The following is a 15,282-nucleotide window of genomic DNA, read 5'->3' as shown; positions in this document are numbered from 1 at the left end:
TTGATTACTAACCGGTCAGTCATTAGTGTAGGGCGCCATGAGCGCTCTTTCACGCTCTCTGTGTTTCCACCCCCGCACCCGCCTGCAACACCATGAAAACACCGCATTTTGTCCTGATCGTGACCGCCGCCCTGGTGCTGTCCGCCTGCTCCCGCCCGCCCGCGCCGCAGGAGCCGATCCGCTCGGTCAAGCTGCTCACCGTGGGCACGGGCAATGTGGTGGCGCGCAGCGAGTACGCCGGTGAGGTCAGGGCGCGCACCGAGTCGCGCCTGGGCTTCCGGGTGGGGGGCAAGCTGGTGCAGCGCCCGGCCGAGGTGGGGCAGCGGGTGAAGCCGGGCCAGTTGCTGGCGCAACTGGACGCGCAGGACCTCGCGCTCTCCAGCCAGGCCGCGCAGGCCCAGGTGAGCGCCGCGCAGACCCAGCGCGACCTCGCCGCCGCCGACCTCAAGCGTTACCAGGACCTGCAGGCCCAGGGCTTCGTGAGCGGCGCCGAGATCGAGCGCCGCCAGGCCACGCTGCAATCGGCCGAGGCCACGCTGCGCCAGGCCAAGGCCCAGGGCGCGGTGCAGGGCAACCAGGCCGGCTACGCGCGCCTGCTGGCCGATGGCGCGGGTGTGGTGCTGTCGGTGGACGCCGAAGTGGGGCAGGTGGTGGCCGCCGGCACGCCGGTGGTGCGGGTGGCGCGCGATGGCGCGCGCGACGTGGTCATTGCCGTGCCCGAAGACCGGGTGGCCCAGATGCGGCCCGGTGCCACGGCGCAGGTGCGGCTGTGGGCCGGCGCGGGCGCGGCCCCCGGTGCCGCGGCGCCGCTGGAGGCGACGGTGCGCGAAGTGGCGGCCAGTGCCGACGTGGCCACGCGCACCTACCAGGTCAAGCTCTCGCTGCCCGATGGAGCGGCCGTGCCGCTGGGCGCCACGGCCTATGTGACGCTGGGCGGCGCGAGCGACGCGCCCGCCGTGATCAAGCTGCCCACCAGCGCGTTGGCGCGTTCCGACCAGGGCGACCGCCAGGGCTCGGCCGTGTGGGTGTTCGACGCCGCCGCCAGCACGGTGCAGCCGCGCCCGGTGCAAGTGGCTGGCGCCGATGGCAACGAGATGGTCATCGTGGCCGGGCTCAAGCCCGGTGAGGAAGTGGTGGCCACCGGGGTGCATGTGCTCTCGCCGGGGCAGAAGGTCACGCGTTTCACCGCCGCCGCCACGCAGTGAGGCCCGGCATGAACGACGCCTCACCGACGACGAACAACGCCGGCGAACCCGCCGGCTCCTGGGTCTCGCGCTTCAACCTGTCGCAATGGGCGCTGGACCACCAGGCCTTCACCCGCTACCTGATGATCGTGCTGATGGTGCTGGGCGTGGCGGCCTACTTCCAGCTCGGCCAGGACGAGGACCCGCCGTTCACCTTCCGCGCCATGGTGGTGCGCGCCTACTGGCCTGGCGCCACCGCCGAGCAGGTCGCCGAGCAAGTGGCCGACCGCATCGAGAAGACGCTGCAGGAAGTGCCCTACGCGGACAAGATCCGCAGCTACTCCAAGCCGGGCGAGACGCTGATCATCTTCCAGCTCAAGGACTCCTCGCCGCCGCAGGAGGTGCCGCAGATCTGGTACACGGCGCGCAAGAAGGTGGGCGACATGCGCGCCACCTTGCCACAGGGTGTGGTGGGCCCGTTCTTCAACGACGAATTCGGCGACGTGTACGGCGTGATCTACGCGCTGCAGGGCGAAGGTTTTTCGCCGGCCGACAAGAAGCAGGTGGCCGACGACGTGCGCCAGCGCCTGCTGCGCGTGAAAGACGTGAGCAAGGTCGAGCTGTTCGGCGTGCAGGACGAGAAGCTCTACATCGAGATCTCGCAGAAGCGCCTGGCCACGCTGGGCCTGAACCTGCAGCAGGTGCTGGACGCGCTGGGGCAGCAGAACGCGGTGGAATCGGCCGGCACGGTGCAGACGCCGCAGGACGTGGTGCAGGTGCGCGTGGCCGGTGCCTTCAACTCGGTGGAGCAGTTGCGCGCCATGCCGATCCGCGCGGCCAACGGCACGCAGATCCGCCTGGGCGACATCGCCAAGATCGGCCTGGGTTACGTGGACCCGCCGCAGGTGCTGGTGCGCCACGAAGGGCAGGACAGCATCGCGCTGGGCATCTCCATGGCCAAGGGGGGTGACATCATCGCCCTGGGCAGGGCGCTCAAGACCACCGTGGCCGGCATCGAGGCCACGCTGCCCGCGGGCATGACGCTGGCCCAGGTGCAGGACCAGCCCAGCGCGGTGACCAATTCGGTCAACGAGTTCGTGAAGGTGCTGATCGAGGCGGTGGTGATCGTGCTCGCGGTGAGTTTCCTGGCGCTGGGCCTGCACCGGCGCCCGGGCGGCCGGGGGCTCAAGCGCTACGTGCTGGACATGCGGCCCGGCCTGGTGGTGTTCATCACCATCCCGCTGGTGCTGGCCATCACCTTCCTGGCCATGAACTACTGGGGCATCGGCCTGCACAAGATTTCGCTGGGCTCGCTCATCATCGCGCTGGGCCTGCTGGTGGACGACGCCATCATCGCGGTGGAGATGATGGTGCGAAAGCTCGAAGAGGGCTACGACATGATGCGCGCGGCCACCTTCACCTGGGACGCCACGGCCATGCCCATGCTGACGGGCACGCTGATCACGGCCGCGGGCTTTCTGCCGATCGGCCTGGCCAATTCCACCACCGGTGAGTACACCTTCGCGATCTTCGCGGTGACGGTGCTGGCGCTGGTGATCTCCTGGGTGGTGGCGGTGCTGTTCGTGCCCTACCTGGGCGTGGTGCTGCTCAAGGTGAAGCCGCACGCCGAGGGCGAGCCGCACGAGGTCTTCGACGGACCGTTCTACGTGCGTTTCCGCGCCGTGGTGGACTGGTGCGTGCAGCACCGCTGGCTGACCATTGGTGCGACCATCCTGACCTTCGTGCTCGGCATCGTCGGCATGGGCTCGGTGCAGCAGCAGTTCTTCCCCGATTCGAGCCGGCCCGAGATCCTGGTGGACATCTGGCTGCCCGAGGGCAGCAGCATGCCCGCCATGGACGAGGTGACGCGCCGCGTGGAAGACCGGTTGGCCAAGGAAGAGGGCGTGCGCAGCGTGACCACCTGGGTGGGCTCGGGCGTGCCGCGCTTCTACCTGCCGCTGGACCAGATCTTCCCGCAGACCAACGTGTCGCAGATGATCGTGCTGCCCCAGGACCTGAAGACGCGCGAGCACCTGCGCAAGGCCTTGCCGGCCTTGCTGGCGACCGAATTCCCCGAGGTGCGCGGCCGCGTGAAGCTGCTGCCCAACGGCCCGCCCGTGCCGTACCCGGTGCAGTTCCGCGTGGTGGGCACCGACCCGCAGGTGCTGCGCGGCCTGGCCGACGAGGTGAAGCAGGCGATGCGCGAGAACCCGAACATGCGCGGCGTGAACGACAACTGGAACGAGTCGGTGAAGAAGCTGCGGCTGGAGGTGGACCAGGCCAAGGCGCGCGCGCTGGGCGTGTCGAGCCAGTCGATCGCGCAGGCCTCGCGCACCTTGCTTTCGGGCACCACGGTGGGCCAGTACCGCGAGGGCGACAAGCTGATCGACATCGTGCTGCGACAGCCGCTGGACGAGCGCGACGCGATCACCAGCCTGGCCAATGCGTATCTGCCCACGGCGAGTGGCCAAGCGATTCCGCTGTTGCAGATCGCCAAGCCGGTGTTCGACTGGGAGCCGGGTGTGTTGTGGCGCGAGAACCGCGACTATGCGATCACGGTGCAGGGTGACGTGGTCGAGGGCTTGCAGGGCGCGACGGTGACGGCCGAGCTGCAGCCGAAGCTCAAGGCGATCAGCGACGGCTGGGCCGCGCGGGGTCTGAGCGCGTACCACATCGAGGTGGCGGGCGCGGTGGAGGAGAGCAGCAAGGGCTCGGCTTCGATCGTGGTGGGCGTGCCTTTGATGTTGTTCATCGTGTTCACGTTGCTGATGCTGCAGTTGCAGAGTTTCAGCCGGTCGATGCTGGTGTTCCTGACCGGTCCGTTGGGCATGGCGGGGGTGGCGGGGGCTTTGTTGTTGTTGAACCGGCCGTTTGGTTTCGTGGCTTTGCTGGGGGTGATTGCCTTGATGGGGATGATCCAGCGCAACTCGGTGATCCTGATCGATCAGATCGAGCAGGATAGGGCGCGCGGTGTGCCGGCCTGGGACGCGATCGTGGAAGCGGCTGTTCGGCGGATGCGGCCCATCGTGTTGACGGCGGCGGCGGCGGTGCTGGCGATGATTCCGCTGTCCCGCAGTGTGTTCTGGGGGCCGATGGCTGTCGCGATCATGGGGGGGCTGATTGTGGCGACGGTGCTGACCTTGCTGGCTTTGCCGGCGATGTACGCGGCCTGGTTCCGGGTTCGACGGCCTGTCTGAGTTTCGTTTCTCTCTCTGAGACCTCGCGGGCCCGGAGGCGGGCGGCGCTCTGCTCCGCGGGTGTCCCCCGGCGGCTGGTGCCGCCTCCTCCTTTACCCCGCTGCGCAGAACGCCACCCACCTCCGGGCTACAAGAGGTCATGGCACACCAACGCTTCGCATGCCCATAGGTCATCGGCGAGGGCGGGGTGAGGGCGCAGCGAAGTAAAGGAGGAGGGGCGGCGAAGCCGACCCGGGGGACATGAGCGGAGCCCTCACCCCGCCCTCGCCGATGACCGCTCCAGCCGGAGAAAAACATCGACAACAATAGGCCGCATGCGCCTAAGACACATCGAAGTTTTCAACGCGGTGATGCTCACCGGCAGCGTGAGCGCCGCCGCCCGCATGATCAACGTCACGCAACCCGCCGTGAGCCGCACGCTGCAGCACGCCGAGATCCAGCTCGGTTTCCAGCTGTTCCAGCGCGTCGGCGGGCGCCTGCGGCCCACCGCCGAAGCGCAAACCCTGTACCCCCACATCGAACGCCTGTTCGCCCAGCTCGACGAAGTGCAACGCCTCTCCGCCAGCCTCAAGGCCGGCCGCGGCAAAGGCGAGCTGCGCGTGCTCACCGTGCTCGCCCTGAGCTACGAAGTCTTCCCGCGCGCCATGCGCCTGTTCCGCGAAAAACACCCCACCGTGCGCGTGCACCACGAAGCGCTGCATTCGCCCCAGATCATCTCCTCCCTCGTGCTGCAGGAAGCCGACGTGGGCTACGTCTTCAGCGCCGTGTCGCACCCCGCACTCGTGCAGGAACAACTGGCCGACCGCCACGTCGTGTGCGTGGTGCCCAAGGGCCTGCTGACCGCGCGCCAGGTCAAGGCCGGCACCATCACGCTGACGCAACTCTCCAGGCTGCCCGTGATCGCCCTCGACGGCCAGGACCCGCTGGGCCTGCTGCTGGCCCACACCGTGCGCGACAGCGGCGCCGGGCTCAAGGAAGTGATGACCGTGCAGACCTACCACGTGGCGCTGGCGCTCGCGCACCACGGCGTGGGCGTGGCCATGGTGGAGAGCTGCACCGCCGCCTCGGCCGATCTCACCAAGGTCGACGTGCTCAAGCTCGAACCCACCGTGCCCACCACGGTGCGCATGCTGCGGCCCACCGCGCGGCCGAATTCGCTGACCACGCGCGCCTTCACGCGCTGCATGCAACAGGCGCTGCTGGAGACGGCGGGCTGAGTTTCAGAGGCCGCTCTGGCGCAGTTGCGCCGCGAGCCGCTGCGCGCTGCCGAAGGCCAGGGTGAAACCCAGGGCACCGTGTCCGGTGTTGAACCACAGGTTGTCGGGCCCGCCGCGCAGCCGCCCCAGCACCGGCAGGCCGGTGGGCGTGGCCGGTCGCAGGCCGGCCCAGGGCCGCAGATCGTCGCTGCAGCGCGCGTCGGGGAACAGGGCCTGGGCGCTGGCCACCAGCGAGTCGATGCGGTCGACGGGGATGTGCGTGTTCTCACCCACCAGTTCGGCCATGCCGGCCACGCGCAGGCGCGAACCCAGGCGCGCGAACACCACCTTGCGCGCGGCATCGGTCACGTTCACACGCGGCGCCGCGCCAGGTGCCTCGCTCACGTCCAGCGTGAGGCTGTAGCCCTTGAGCGGGTATACCGGCACGCGCAGGCCCAGCGTGCGCGCCAGCGGGTGCGAGGCGGTGCCGAGCGCGACCACGAAGGCGTCGGCCTCGATCGGGCCGCGCGGGGTGTCGGCCGCCACGATGCGATCGGCCGAGCGGGTGAGCCGGGTGACCGGCGTGTCGAACGCGAAGCGCACGCCCTGCGCGAGCAACAGGCGCAGCAGCTCCAGGCAGACCTGGTGGCAGTCGGCCGCGCACTCGCTGGGTGTGTGGATGGCGCCCGCGAAGCGCGGCGCGTAGCCCGCCAGCGCGGGTTCGATCGCCACGCATTCGGCGGGCGAGAGCGCGTGCTGCGTTGGGCTGCCGAGTTCGCGCTGCAAGGCCATCTGGCGGCGCGCGGCGGCGAAGCTGGCCTCGTCGGCGCACAGCACCAGCTTGCCGGTGGCGGAGAAGTCGCAGGCGATGCGTTCCTCGGCCATCAGGCGTTCGAAGCCGGCGCGGCTCTCGGCCGCCAGGGCCAGCAGGCTGGCCGTGGTGCGCCGAGACACGCCAGCGCGGCAGGCGGCCAGGAACTGCAGGCCCCAGGCCCATTGGTGCGGGTCGGGCTGCAGGCGCAGCTTCAGCGGTGAATCGGCCGCGAACAGCAGCTTGGGCAACTGGCGCCAGATGCCCGGGTCGGCCAGCGGTTGCACGTAGGCGTAGCTCAGCTGCGCGCCGTTGGCCGCGCTCGCGCCGGTGCCGGCCTGCGCCCGGTCGACCACGGTGACCTCGAAGCCCTCGCGCCGCAACTGCCAGGCCGCCGCCAGCCCGACGATGCCGGCACCGAGCACGCACACGTGGGGGCGCCGTTGGGAGGAAGCGTTCATGGGGCGAACTGTAGGCAAGCCGCGCCAGAGCGAAAAATGCCAATCGCGACAAGGCCCATGCCGCGAACTCATGGACAGGCCATAACCGAAAGGCATGGAACGGGGTGAAAAAGGCATTTTTCCCAGGGCGCCGACGCTGCCTACACTGCGCCTGAATTGCTGTCCCCACCCCGTCCTTCCTGCATGAGTTCCACCCGCGTCTTCCACCGCCAGTTGCACCGCCCCATGCCCTTTGCCGTGAGCGGCCAGGGCATCACCCTGACCGACCAGGCCGGCAAGACCTACCTCGACGCCTCGGGCGGCGCGGCCGTGTCCTGCCTGGGCCATGGGCACCCGGATGTGCTGGCCGCGATGCACGCGCAGATCGACCAGCTGGCCTACGCGCACACCAGTTTCTTCACCACCGAGGTGGCCGAGGAACTGGCGAACGTGCTGATCGATTCGGCGCCGGCGGGCATGAGCCACGTGTATTTCGTGAGCGGCGGTTCCGAGGCGGTGGAGGCCGCGCTGAAGATGGCGCGCCAGTATTTCGTGGAGATCGGCCAGCCGCAGCGGCGGCACTTCATCGCCCGCCACCAGAGTTACCACGGCAACACGCTGGGCGCGCTGGCCGTGGGCGGCAACGCCTGGCGGCGCGAGCAGTTCAAGCCGCTGCTGATCGACGTGACGCACGTCTCGCCGTGCTACGAGTACCGCGACCGCCGGGCCGACGAAACCGCCGAGCAGTACGGCCAGCGGCTGGTGGCCGAGCTGTCCGAGGCCATCGACCGCCTGGGTGGCGAGAACGTGATGGCCTTCGTGGCCGAGACGGTGGGCGGCGCCACGGCGGGTGTGCTCACCGCCGTGCCCGGCTACTTCAAGGGCGTGCGCGAGCTGTGCGACCGCCACGGCATCCTGCTGATCCTGGACGAGGTGATGTGCGGCATGGGGCGCACCGGCACCCTGCATGCCTGCGAGCAGGAGGGTGTAGTGCCGGATCTGATGACGGTGGCCAAGGGCCTGGGCGGTGGCTACCAGCCCATCGGCGCGGTGCTGGCGCAGGGCAGGGTGGTGGACGCCTTCCGGCAGGGCAGCGGCCTGTTCCAGCACGGCCACACCTACCTGGGCCATGCGATCGCCTGCGCGGCCGCGCTCGCGGTGCAGCGCGTGATCCAGCGCGATGGCCTGCTGGCGCAGGTGCGCGAGCGCGGGCAATTGCTGCACGCGCTGTTGCAACAGGCCTTCGGTGAGCACCCGCGCGTGGGCGACATCCGGGGGCGCGGGCTGTTCTGGGGGCTCGAGCTGGTGGCCGACCGCGGCAGCCGGCAGTGGTTCGATCCCGCGCGCAAGCTGCACGCCCGCATCAAGAGCGAGGCCATGGCCGGCGGCCTGATGGTCTACCCCATGGGGGGCACGGTGGATGGGCGCTGCGGCGACCACGTGTTGCTCGCGCCGCCCTTCATCAGCACGCCCGCCGAGCTCGAGCAGATCGTGGCGCGGCTCGCCGGCGCCATCGACCGCGCGGTGGCCGCCTGATGGGGGAAAACCCCGTCGCCGTCGCAGCGGGTCTGCACGAAGCTTGCTTGCTCGTGAAAAGCCTTCGTGCCCGCACCCAGTTTGTTCCACCCCGTCGAAACCTTCAGGAGCCATCCGCATGAAAAAGATCCCCCTCAGCCTGAGCACCCTGGCCGCCGCAGCCGCCCTGATGACGCCCATGGCACCGGCCCAGGCGCAGCAGAAGTTCATGACCATCGGCACCGGCGGCGTGACGGGGGTGTATTACGCGGCGGGCGGCGCGATCTGCCGGCTGGTGAACAAGGACCGCGCCAAGCATGGCATCCGCTGCTCGGTGGAGTCCACCGGCGGCTCGGTGTTCAACGTCAACACCATCAAGGCCGGTGAGTTGGACCTGGGCTTCACCCAGTCCGACGTGCAGTTCAATGCGCTCAAGGGCGTGGGCCAGTTCAAGGACGCGGGCGCCTACGGCGACCTGCGAGCGGTGTTCGCCGTGCACCCCGAGCCCTTCACGGTGGTGGCCCGCAAGGAAGCCAACATCACCAAGTTCGAGGACTTCAAGGGCAAGCGCTTCAACGTCGGCAACCCGGGCTCGGGCACGCGCTCCTCCATGGAAGAGCTGCTGGCCGGCATGGGCTGGAAGCTGAGCGACTTCTCGCTGGCCTCCGAACTCAAGGCCGACGAACACGGCCCGGCGCTGTGCGACGGCAAGATCGACGGCTTCTATTACGCCGTGGGCCACCCGAGCGCCAACATCCAGGATCCCACCACCTCGTGCGGTGCCAAGCTGGTGTCCATCACCGGCCCGGCCGTGGACAAGCTGGTGGCCGAGAAGCCGTATTACGCCAAGGTCACGCTGCCCGGTGGCCTCTACCCGAACAACCCGCAGCCTACCCAGACCTATGGCGTGTCCGCCACCGTGGTGGCCTCGAGCAAGACCTCGCCCGAGACCGTGTACCAGGTGGTCAAGGCGGTGTTCGACAACTTCGACGAGTTCAAGAAGCTGCACCCCGCGCTGGCCAACCTGACGCCCGAGGGCATGGTCAAGGACGGCCTGAGCGCGCCGCTGCACGAAGGCGCGCTGAAGTTCTACAAGGAAAAGGGCTGGGTCAAGTGAGGTGACGCGCCGGGCCGCGTGAGCGGCCCGCCTTGCCATGAAGGGCGAAGGTGCTTCGCCGTTTCTTTTGACCCTCCCCACCGCCGTCCAGGCCCGGAGCGCCCATGAGCACCGACATCGAAAAAGCCCCCGAAGCCCTGCAGCAACTTGTGGCGGACAGCGACACCGGCGGACGCAAGCCCACCGGGTGGACGGCCGGTGTGGTGTTCACCGTGTGCCTGCTCTGGGCGCTGTTCCAGTACTGGTACGCCTCGCCCCTGCCGTTCGAATTCGGCATCGGCATCCTCAACGACACCGAGGCGCGCGCCATCCACCTCGCGTTCGCGCTGTTCCTGGCGTTCCTCGCCTGGCCGGCGTTCAAGCGCTCGCCGCGCAACCGGGTCCCGTGGGTGGACTGGCTGCTGGCCGGCGTGGCGGCCTTTGCCGGTGCCTACGTGATGCTCTTCTATGCCGAGCTCGCCACCCGGCCCGGCACGCCCACCACGGTGGATGTGGCGGTGTCGGTGGTGGGCCTGCTGCTGTTGCTGGAGGCCACGCGTCGCGCGGTGGGCTGGCCCATGGCCGTGCTGGCCGTGATCTTCCTGGCCTACTGCATGCTCGGCCCTTGGCTGCCCGAGGTGATCGCCCACCGGGGCGCCTCGCTCAACCGCCTGATCTCGCACATGTGGCTCACCACCGAAGGCGTGTACGGCATCGCGCTGGGGGTGTCGGCCGGCACCATCTTCGTCTACGTGCTGTTCGGCGCGCTGCTCGACCGGGGCGGCGGCGGCAACTACATGATGCAGGTGAGCTTCGCGGCGCTGGGGCACCTGCGCGGCGGCCCGGCCAAGGTGGCGGTGGTGTCGTCGGCGCTCAACGGCACCATCTCGGGTTCGTCGGTGGCCAACGTGGTCTCCGGCGGCATCTTCACCATCCCGCTCATGAAGAAGGCGGGTTATGGCGGCGTCAAGGCCGGCGCGATCGAAACCATGTCCTCGGTGGACGGCCAGATCATGCCGCCCGTGATGGGCGCCGCGGCCTTCCTGATGGTGGAGTACGTGGGCATCCCGTACTCGGACATCGTCAAGCACGCCTTCCTGCCGGCCATCCTCTCGTACATCGGCCTGTTCTACATCGTGCACCTGGAGGCGCTCAAGCTGGGCATGCAGCCCATCGTCAAGCGCACGCCCACGCCGTTGCGCGACCGCGTCATGCGCAACGCACTCGGTGTGACCGGTACCGTGGTGCTGGTCTGCGCGCTGTACTACCTGATCCTCGGCTTCAAGGCCGTGCTGGGCCCGGCGGCCCCGTATGCCGTGGGTGCGCTGGTGCTGGCGCTCTACCTCGTGGCCGTGTGGCAGGCGGCCAGCTGCCCGGACCTGGCGACCGACATCGACATCGACAACCCCAAACCGCTGCAGACCTGGCCCACGGTGCGCGCCGGCCTGCACTTCATCATGCCCATCGGCATCCTGATCTGGTGCCTGATGGTGGAGGAGATGTCGCCCGCGCTCGCGGCCTTCTGGGCCGTCACCTCGCTGGCGGTGCTCATGGCCACGCAGCACCCGCTGATCGCGCTGTTCCGCCGCCTGCCCATGGGCAACGCCTGGCAGGAGAGCTGGCGCTCGGTGCTCGACGGTTTCCACAACGGCGCGCGCAACATGATCGGCATCGGCGTGGCCACCGCCACGGCGGGCATCGTGGTCGGCGGCATCACGCTCACCGGCCTGGGCCTGCGCATGACCGAGTTCGTTGAGCTGGTCTCGCAGGGCAGCGTGATCCTGATGCTGCTGTTCGTCGCGATCTCCTGCCTCGTCATCGGCCTGGGCGTGCCGACCACGGCCAACTACGTGCTGGTGGCCACGCTGATGGCGCCGGTGGTGGTGGAACTGGGCGCGCAGTCGGGCCTGATCATTCCGCTGATCGCGGTGCACATGTTCGTCTTCTATTACGGGATCATGGCGGACATCACGCCGCCGGTGGGGCTGGCGACCTTCGCGGCCTCGGCGATCTCGGGCGAGGATTCGCTGCAGACCGGCATCCAGGGGTTCATCTACGCCGCCCGCACGCTGATCCTGCCCTTCATCTGGATCTTCAACCCGCAGCTGCTGCTGATCAACGTGGAGGACCTGGCGGAGACGCTGCGCGTGATCGCCGCCAGCATCGTCGCGATGCTGCTGTTCGCGGCGATCACCATGAACTGGTTCCGCATCAAGAGCCGCTGGTGGGAGAACGTGCTGCTCGGCATCGCCGTGGTGCTGCTGTTCCGCCCGGACGTGTTCATGGACCGCCTCGCACCCCCGTACCGCGACGCGCCGCCGGCCGAAGTGTTCGACATCGCGCGCGACAAACCCGAGGATGGCCGCATGGTCTTCGTGCTGCAGGGCACCACGCTGGAAGGGCGCGACCTGACCAAGACCGTGGCCGTGCAGCTGGGCGCCAAGGGCGAGGACGGGCGCAAGCGCCTGGACGAAGCCGGACTGCGCCTGGTCGGGCTGGGCGACCAGTTGCAGGTGGCGCAGGTCAAGTTCGGTTCGCGCGCGGCCAAGTCGGGCTTCGAGCAGGGCTGGGACGTGGTGGCGGTGAAGATGCCCTCGGGCCGGGCCACGCCGCACTGGTTCTACCTGCCCGCGCTGCTGCTGGTGGCGCTGGTCTGGTGGAGCCAGGGCCGGCGCATGGCCGTGCCACGCACCTTGAAGGTGGCCTGACATGCGCATCGCCCTGATCCATGCGCTGGCCCACTCGGTCGCGCCCATCAACGAGGAGCTCGCCCGCGCCTGGCCCGAGGCCGAGCGCATGAACCTGCTCGACGACAGCCTGTCGGCCGACCTGGCGCGCGATGGCAAGGGACTGGACGCGGCCATGCACCAGCGCTTCGAGTCGCTGGCGGCCTACGCCGAAGGCACGGGGGCCAATGCCATCCTGTTCACCTGCTCGGCATTCGGTTCGTGCATCGAGGCGGTGGCGGCGCGGCGCCCGCACATGCCGGTGCTCAAGCCCAACGAAGCCATGGTGGCCGAAGCCGTGGCCGTGGCGCGCGGCGGCCGCATCGGGCTGGTGGCGTCCTTCGCGCCCACCCTGACTTCCATGCCGCCGGAGTTCCCGGCCGGCACCGAACTGGTCACCTGCCTGGCCGAAGGCGCCATGGACGCCCTCAACCGGGGCGACGACGCCGGCCACGACGCGCGCGTCGTCGAGGCCGCGCGCTGGCTGGTGGGGCAGGGCTGCGACGTGATCGCGCTGTCCCAATTCAGCATGGCGCGCGCGCAGCTGGCCGTGCACAAGGCGGTGGGCATGCCGGTGCTCACCACGCCCGGCAGCGCGGTCCGGGCCCTGCGGCACCGCCTGGGGGCCTGAGGCCGTCCGGCCAGGGTGGGCGCTGCAGCTACAATCTAAGGTTGCCGTGAAGTGGACAACCGGCCGTCCAGCGCTGCTTTTGCGCTGCACCGGAAAACCCCCTACGAGGCGCGCGGGTGGCGAAATTGGTAGACGCACCAGGTTTAGGTCCTGACGCCAGCAATGGTGTGGGGGTTCGAGTCCCCCCCCGCGCACCACACCACAGACGAACAGACAGACCCCCCGGGTCGGCCAGACAGGCTGGTTGACCGACACCCTTTTGGAGAAAGCCATGACCGTGAACGTTGAAACCCTGGAAAAGCTCGAGCGCAAGATCACGCTGACGCTGCCGGCCGATGTGATCCAGAAAGAAGTGTCCAACCGCCTCAAGCGCATCGCGCGCGACGTGAAGATGGACGGTTTCCGTCCCGGCAAGGTGCCGATGAACGTCGTGGCCCAGCGCTATGGCTATTCGGTGCACTACGAGGTCATGAACGACAAGGTCGGTGAAGCCTTCGCCACCGCCGCCAACGAAGCCCAGCTGCGCGTGGCCGGCCAGCCCAAGATCACCGAGAAGGAAGGCGCCCCCGAGGGCCAGCTGACCTTCGACGCCGTCTTCGAGGTGTATCCGCAAGTCAAGATCGACGACCTGACCACCGCCGCCGTGGAAAAAGTGGCTGCCGAAGTGGACGACGCCGCCATCGACCGCACGCTCGAGATCCTGCGCAAGCAGCGCCGCACCTTCGCGCAGCGCGCGCAGGACCAGGCCGCCCAGGACGGCGACCGCGTCACCATCGACTTCGCCGGCAAGATCGACGGCGAGCCCTTCGAGGGCGGCAAGGCCGAGGCCTTCCAGTTCATCGTCGGCGACGGCCAGATGCTCAAGGAATTCGAAGACGCCGTGCGTGGCATGAAGACGGGCGAGTCCAAGACCTTCCCGCTGGCCTTCCCCGCCGACTACCACGGCAAGGACGTGGCCGGCAAGACCGCCGACTTCCTGGTCACGGTCAACAAGATCGAAGCTGCCAACCTGCCGGCCGTGGATGAGGCCTTCGCCAAGTCCCTGGGCATCGCCGACGGCACGGTGGAAGGCCTGCGCGCCGACATCCGCAAGAACCTGGAGCGCGAAGTCAAGTTCCGCCTGCAGGCCCGCAACAAGCAGGCCGTGATGGACGCCCTGGTCGCCAAGGCCGAACTGGATCTGCCCAACGCGGTCGTGCAGTCCGAGCTGGAGCGCCTGGTGGAAGGCGCCCGCGCTGACCTGAAGCAGCGCGGCGTGAAGGACGCCGACAAGGCCCCGATCCCCGAAGAGCTGTTCCGCCCGCAGGCCGAGCGCCGCGTGCGCCTGGGTCTGGTGGTGGCCGAGCTGGTGCGCGCCAACGAGCTGCACGCCAAGCCCGAGCAGATCAAGGCCCACATCGAAGAGCTGGCGGCCTCCTACGAGAAGCCGGCCGACGTGGTGCGCTGGTACCAGGGCGACAACCAGCGCATGGCCGAGGTGGAAGCCATCGTGATCGAGAACAACGTCACGGAGTTCGTGCTGTCCAAGGCACAGATCACCGAAAAGTCGGTCAGCTTCGACGAACTGATGGCCCAGGCCTGATTTCCTTCGCGGCGGGATGCTGGAACAGGGCGGAGCGATCCGCCCTTTCTTTTTCGGGTTTGCCCCCCATCTGGAGGTACCTCCCTCCGCCTGTCCTGCGGTCGTCCCGGTCAAGCCACCGGTCGCCGTGGGGCCACATGGGGTTGGTTACAGTAGTGATATGGCAAGCATCAACACACGGAGTAACGCATGAGCGCAATGGACATTCAAGGTTTGGGCATGGTGCCCATGGTCATCGAGCAGTCGGGCCGCGGCGAGCGTGCGTACGACATCTATTCGCGCCTGCTCAAGGAGCGCGTGATCTTCCTGGTGGGCCCGGTCAATGACCAGTCGGCCAACCTGGTGGTGGCGCAGCTGCTGTTCCTGGAAAGCGAAAACCCCGACAAGGACATCTCGTTCTACATCAACTCCCCGGGCGGCTCGGTGAGCGCGGGCATGGCGATCTTCGACACCATGAATTTCATCAAGTCCGACGTGTCCACGCTGTGCATCGGCATGGCCGCGAGCATGGGCGCGTTCCTGCTGGCCGCCGGCGCCAAGGGCAAACGCTTCGCGCTGCCGAACTCCAAGGTCATGATCCACCAGCCGCTGGGCGGCACCCAGGGCCAGGCCACGGAAATCGAGATCCACGCCCGCGAAATCCTCAAGACGCGCGAGCAGCTCAACAAGATCCTCGCGGAGCGCACCGGCCAGCCGCTGGAGAAGATCGAACGCGACACCGAGCGCGATTACTACCTCTCGGCCGCCGAATCGGCCGAGTACGGCCTGATCGACAAGGTCATCGACAAGCGCCCCGGCGCGGTCTGACCCCGTCCAGGCCATGGCCACCCATGGGCCGCCAAACCCGGGAGACGGTGCCAAAACCGGCGCTTTTCCCCCGTTTGGCCCCTATGGGGCTTGAACT

10 protein-coding genes and 1 tRNA gene are annotated in these 15,282 nt (G+C 68.6%); 10 read left to right on the top strand and 1 reads right to left on the bottom strand.

All coding sequences use genetic code 11. The annotated features are described in order from the left end of the window. Positions 1-92 precede the first annotated feature (92 nt). The 3 genes from AC1Q9M_RS09510 (at position 93) to AC1Q9M_RS09500 (ending at position 5,598) form a co-directional block, all read left to right on the top strand. Positions 93-1,205: an efflux RND transporter periplasmic adaptor subunit gene (locus tag AC1Q9M_RS09510; protein WP_444686787.1), complete on the top strand. Its 1,113-nt coding sequence runs from the start codon at positions 93-95 to the stop codon at positions 1,203-1,205. Between the two features lie 8 nt (positions 1,206-1,213). Continuing rightward, positions 1,214-4,381: an efflux RND transporter permease subunit gene (locus AC1Q9M_RS09505; protein ID WP_492433478.1), complete on the top strand. Its 3,168-nt coding sequence runs from the start codon at positions 1,214-1,216 to the stop codon at positions 4,379-4,381. A 314-nt stretch (positions 4,382-4,695) separates the two neighbouring features. Next, complete coding sequence (locus AC1Q9M_RS09500) at positions 4,696-5,598, top strand: LysR family transcriptional regulator (protein WP_492433476.1); 903 nt, start codon at positions 4,696-4,698, stop codon at positions 5,596-5,598. A 3-nt stretch (positions 5,599-5,601) separates the two neighbouring features. Here AC1Q9M_RS09500 and AC1Q9M_RS09495 read toward each other — a convergent pair whose 3' ends face one another. Beyond that, positions 5,602-6,849, bottom strand: coding sequence for a D-amino acid dehydrogenase (locus AC1Q9M_RS09495; RefSeq protein ID WP_382326490.1), 1,248 nt, complete (start codon positions 6,847-6,849; stop codon positions 5,602-5,604). Positions 6,850-7,032: 183 nt separating this feature from the next. Between AC1Q9M_RS09495 and AC1Q9M_RS09490 the strand changes: the two genes are divergently transcribed. The 7 genes from AC1Q9M_RS09490 (at position 7,033) to clpP (ending at position 15,185) form a co-directional block, all read left to right on the top strand. Then, positions 7,033-8,364 (top strand): aspartate aminotransferase family protein, encoded by a 1,332-nt coding sequence (locus AC1Q9M_RS09490; RefSeq protein ID WP_382325384.1) that lies wholly within the window; start codon positions 7,033-7,035, stop codon positions 8,362-8,364. Between the two features lie 118 nt (positions 8,365-8,482). Next, entirely contained in the window at positions 8,483-9,460 is a 978-nt protein-coding gene (locus AC1Q9M_RS09485) for a TAXI family TRAP transporter solute-binding subunit (protein ID WP_382325382.1), read from the top strand. Positions 9,461-9,564: 104 nt separating this feature from the next. Then, complete coding sequence (locus AC1Q9M_RS09480; protein ID WP_382326492.1) at positions 9,565-12,147, top strand: TRAP transporter permease; 2,583 nt, start codon at positions 9,565-9,567, stop codon at positions 12,145-12,147. 1 nt (position 12,148) lies between these two features. Next, the gene (locus tag AC1Q9M_RS09475) at positions 12,149-12,796 is read left to right on the top strand and encodes an aspartate/glutamate racemase family protein (RefSeq protein WP_382325378.1); all 648 of its coding nucleotides are present in this window, start codon (positions 12,149-12,151) and stop codon (positions 12,794-12,796) included. 110 nt (positions 12,797-12,906) lie between these two features. After that, positions 12,907-12,993: transfer RNA gene (locus AC1Q9M_RS09470), tRNA-Leu, on the top strand. A 74-nt stretch (positions 12,994-13,067) separates the two neighbouring features. Further along, positions 13,068-14,378, top strand: coding sequence for a trigger factor (gene tig, locus AC1Q9M_RS09465; RefSeq protein ID WP_382157143.1), 1,311 nt, complete (start codon positions 13,068-13,070; stop codon positions 14,376-14,378). A gap of 189 nt (positions 14,379-14,567) precedes the next feature. After that, complete coding sequence (gene clpP, locus AC1Q9M_RS09460; RefSeq protein WP_137916933.1) at positions 14,568-15,185, top strand: ATP-dependent Clp endopeptidase proteolytic subunit ClpP; 618 nt, start codon at positions 14,568-14,570, stop codon at positions 15,183-15,185. Positions 15,186-15,282: the final 97 nt, after the last annotated feature.

Source organism: Hydrogenophaga sp. GW823-FHT04C09 (assembly GCF_058796355.1).
The sequence above is the reverse complement of the archived record's forward strand: the minus strand, read 5'-3'. Positions and strand labels throughout refer to the sequence as shown.

Coding starts and splice junctions, on each gene's coding strand:
- AC1Q9M_RS09505 (WP_492433478.1), top strand. CDS start 1,214: ATGAACGACGCCTCACCGACGACGAACAACGCCGGCGAACCCGCCGGC.
- AC1Q9M_RS09475 (WP_382325378.1), top strand. CDS start 12,149: ATGCGCATCGCCCTGATCCATGCGCTGGCCCACTCGGTCGCGCCCATC.
- AC1Q9M_RS09510 (WP_444686787.1), top strand. CDS start 93: ATGAAAACACCGCATTTTGTCCTGATCGTGACCGCCGCCCTGGTGCTG.
- AC1Q9M_RS09490 (WP_382325384.1), top strand. CDS start 7,033: ATGAGTTCCACCCGCGTCTTCCACCGCCAGTTGCACCGCCCCATGCCC.
- AC1Q9M_RS09480 (WP_382326492.1), top strand. CDS start 9,565: ATGAGCACCGACATCGAAAAAGCCCCCGAAGCCCTGCAGCAACTTGTG.
- clpP (WP_137916933.1), top strand. CDS start 14,568: ATGAGCGCAATGGACATTCAAGGTTTGGGCATGGTGCCCATGGTCATC.
- AC1Q9M_RS09500 (WP_492433476.1), top strand. CDS start 4,696: ATGCGCCTAAGACACATCGAAGTTTTCAACGCGGTGATGCTCACCGGC.
- AC1Q9M_RS09495 (WP_382326490.1), bottom strand. CDS start 6,849: ATGAACGCTTCCTCCCAACGGCGCCCCCACGTGTGCGTGCTCGGTGCC.
- AC1Q9M_RS09485 (WP_382325382.1), top strand. CDS start 8,483: ATGAAAAAGATCCCCCTCAGCCTGAGCACCCTGGCCGCCGCAGCCGCC.
- tig (WP_382157143.1), top strand. CDS start 13,068: ATGACCGTGAACGTTGAAACCCTGGAAAAGCTCGAGCGCAAGATCACG.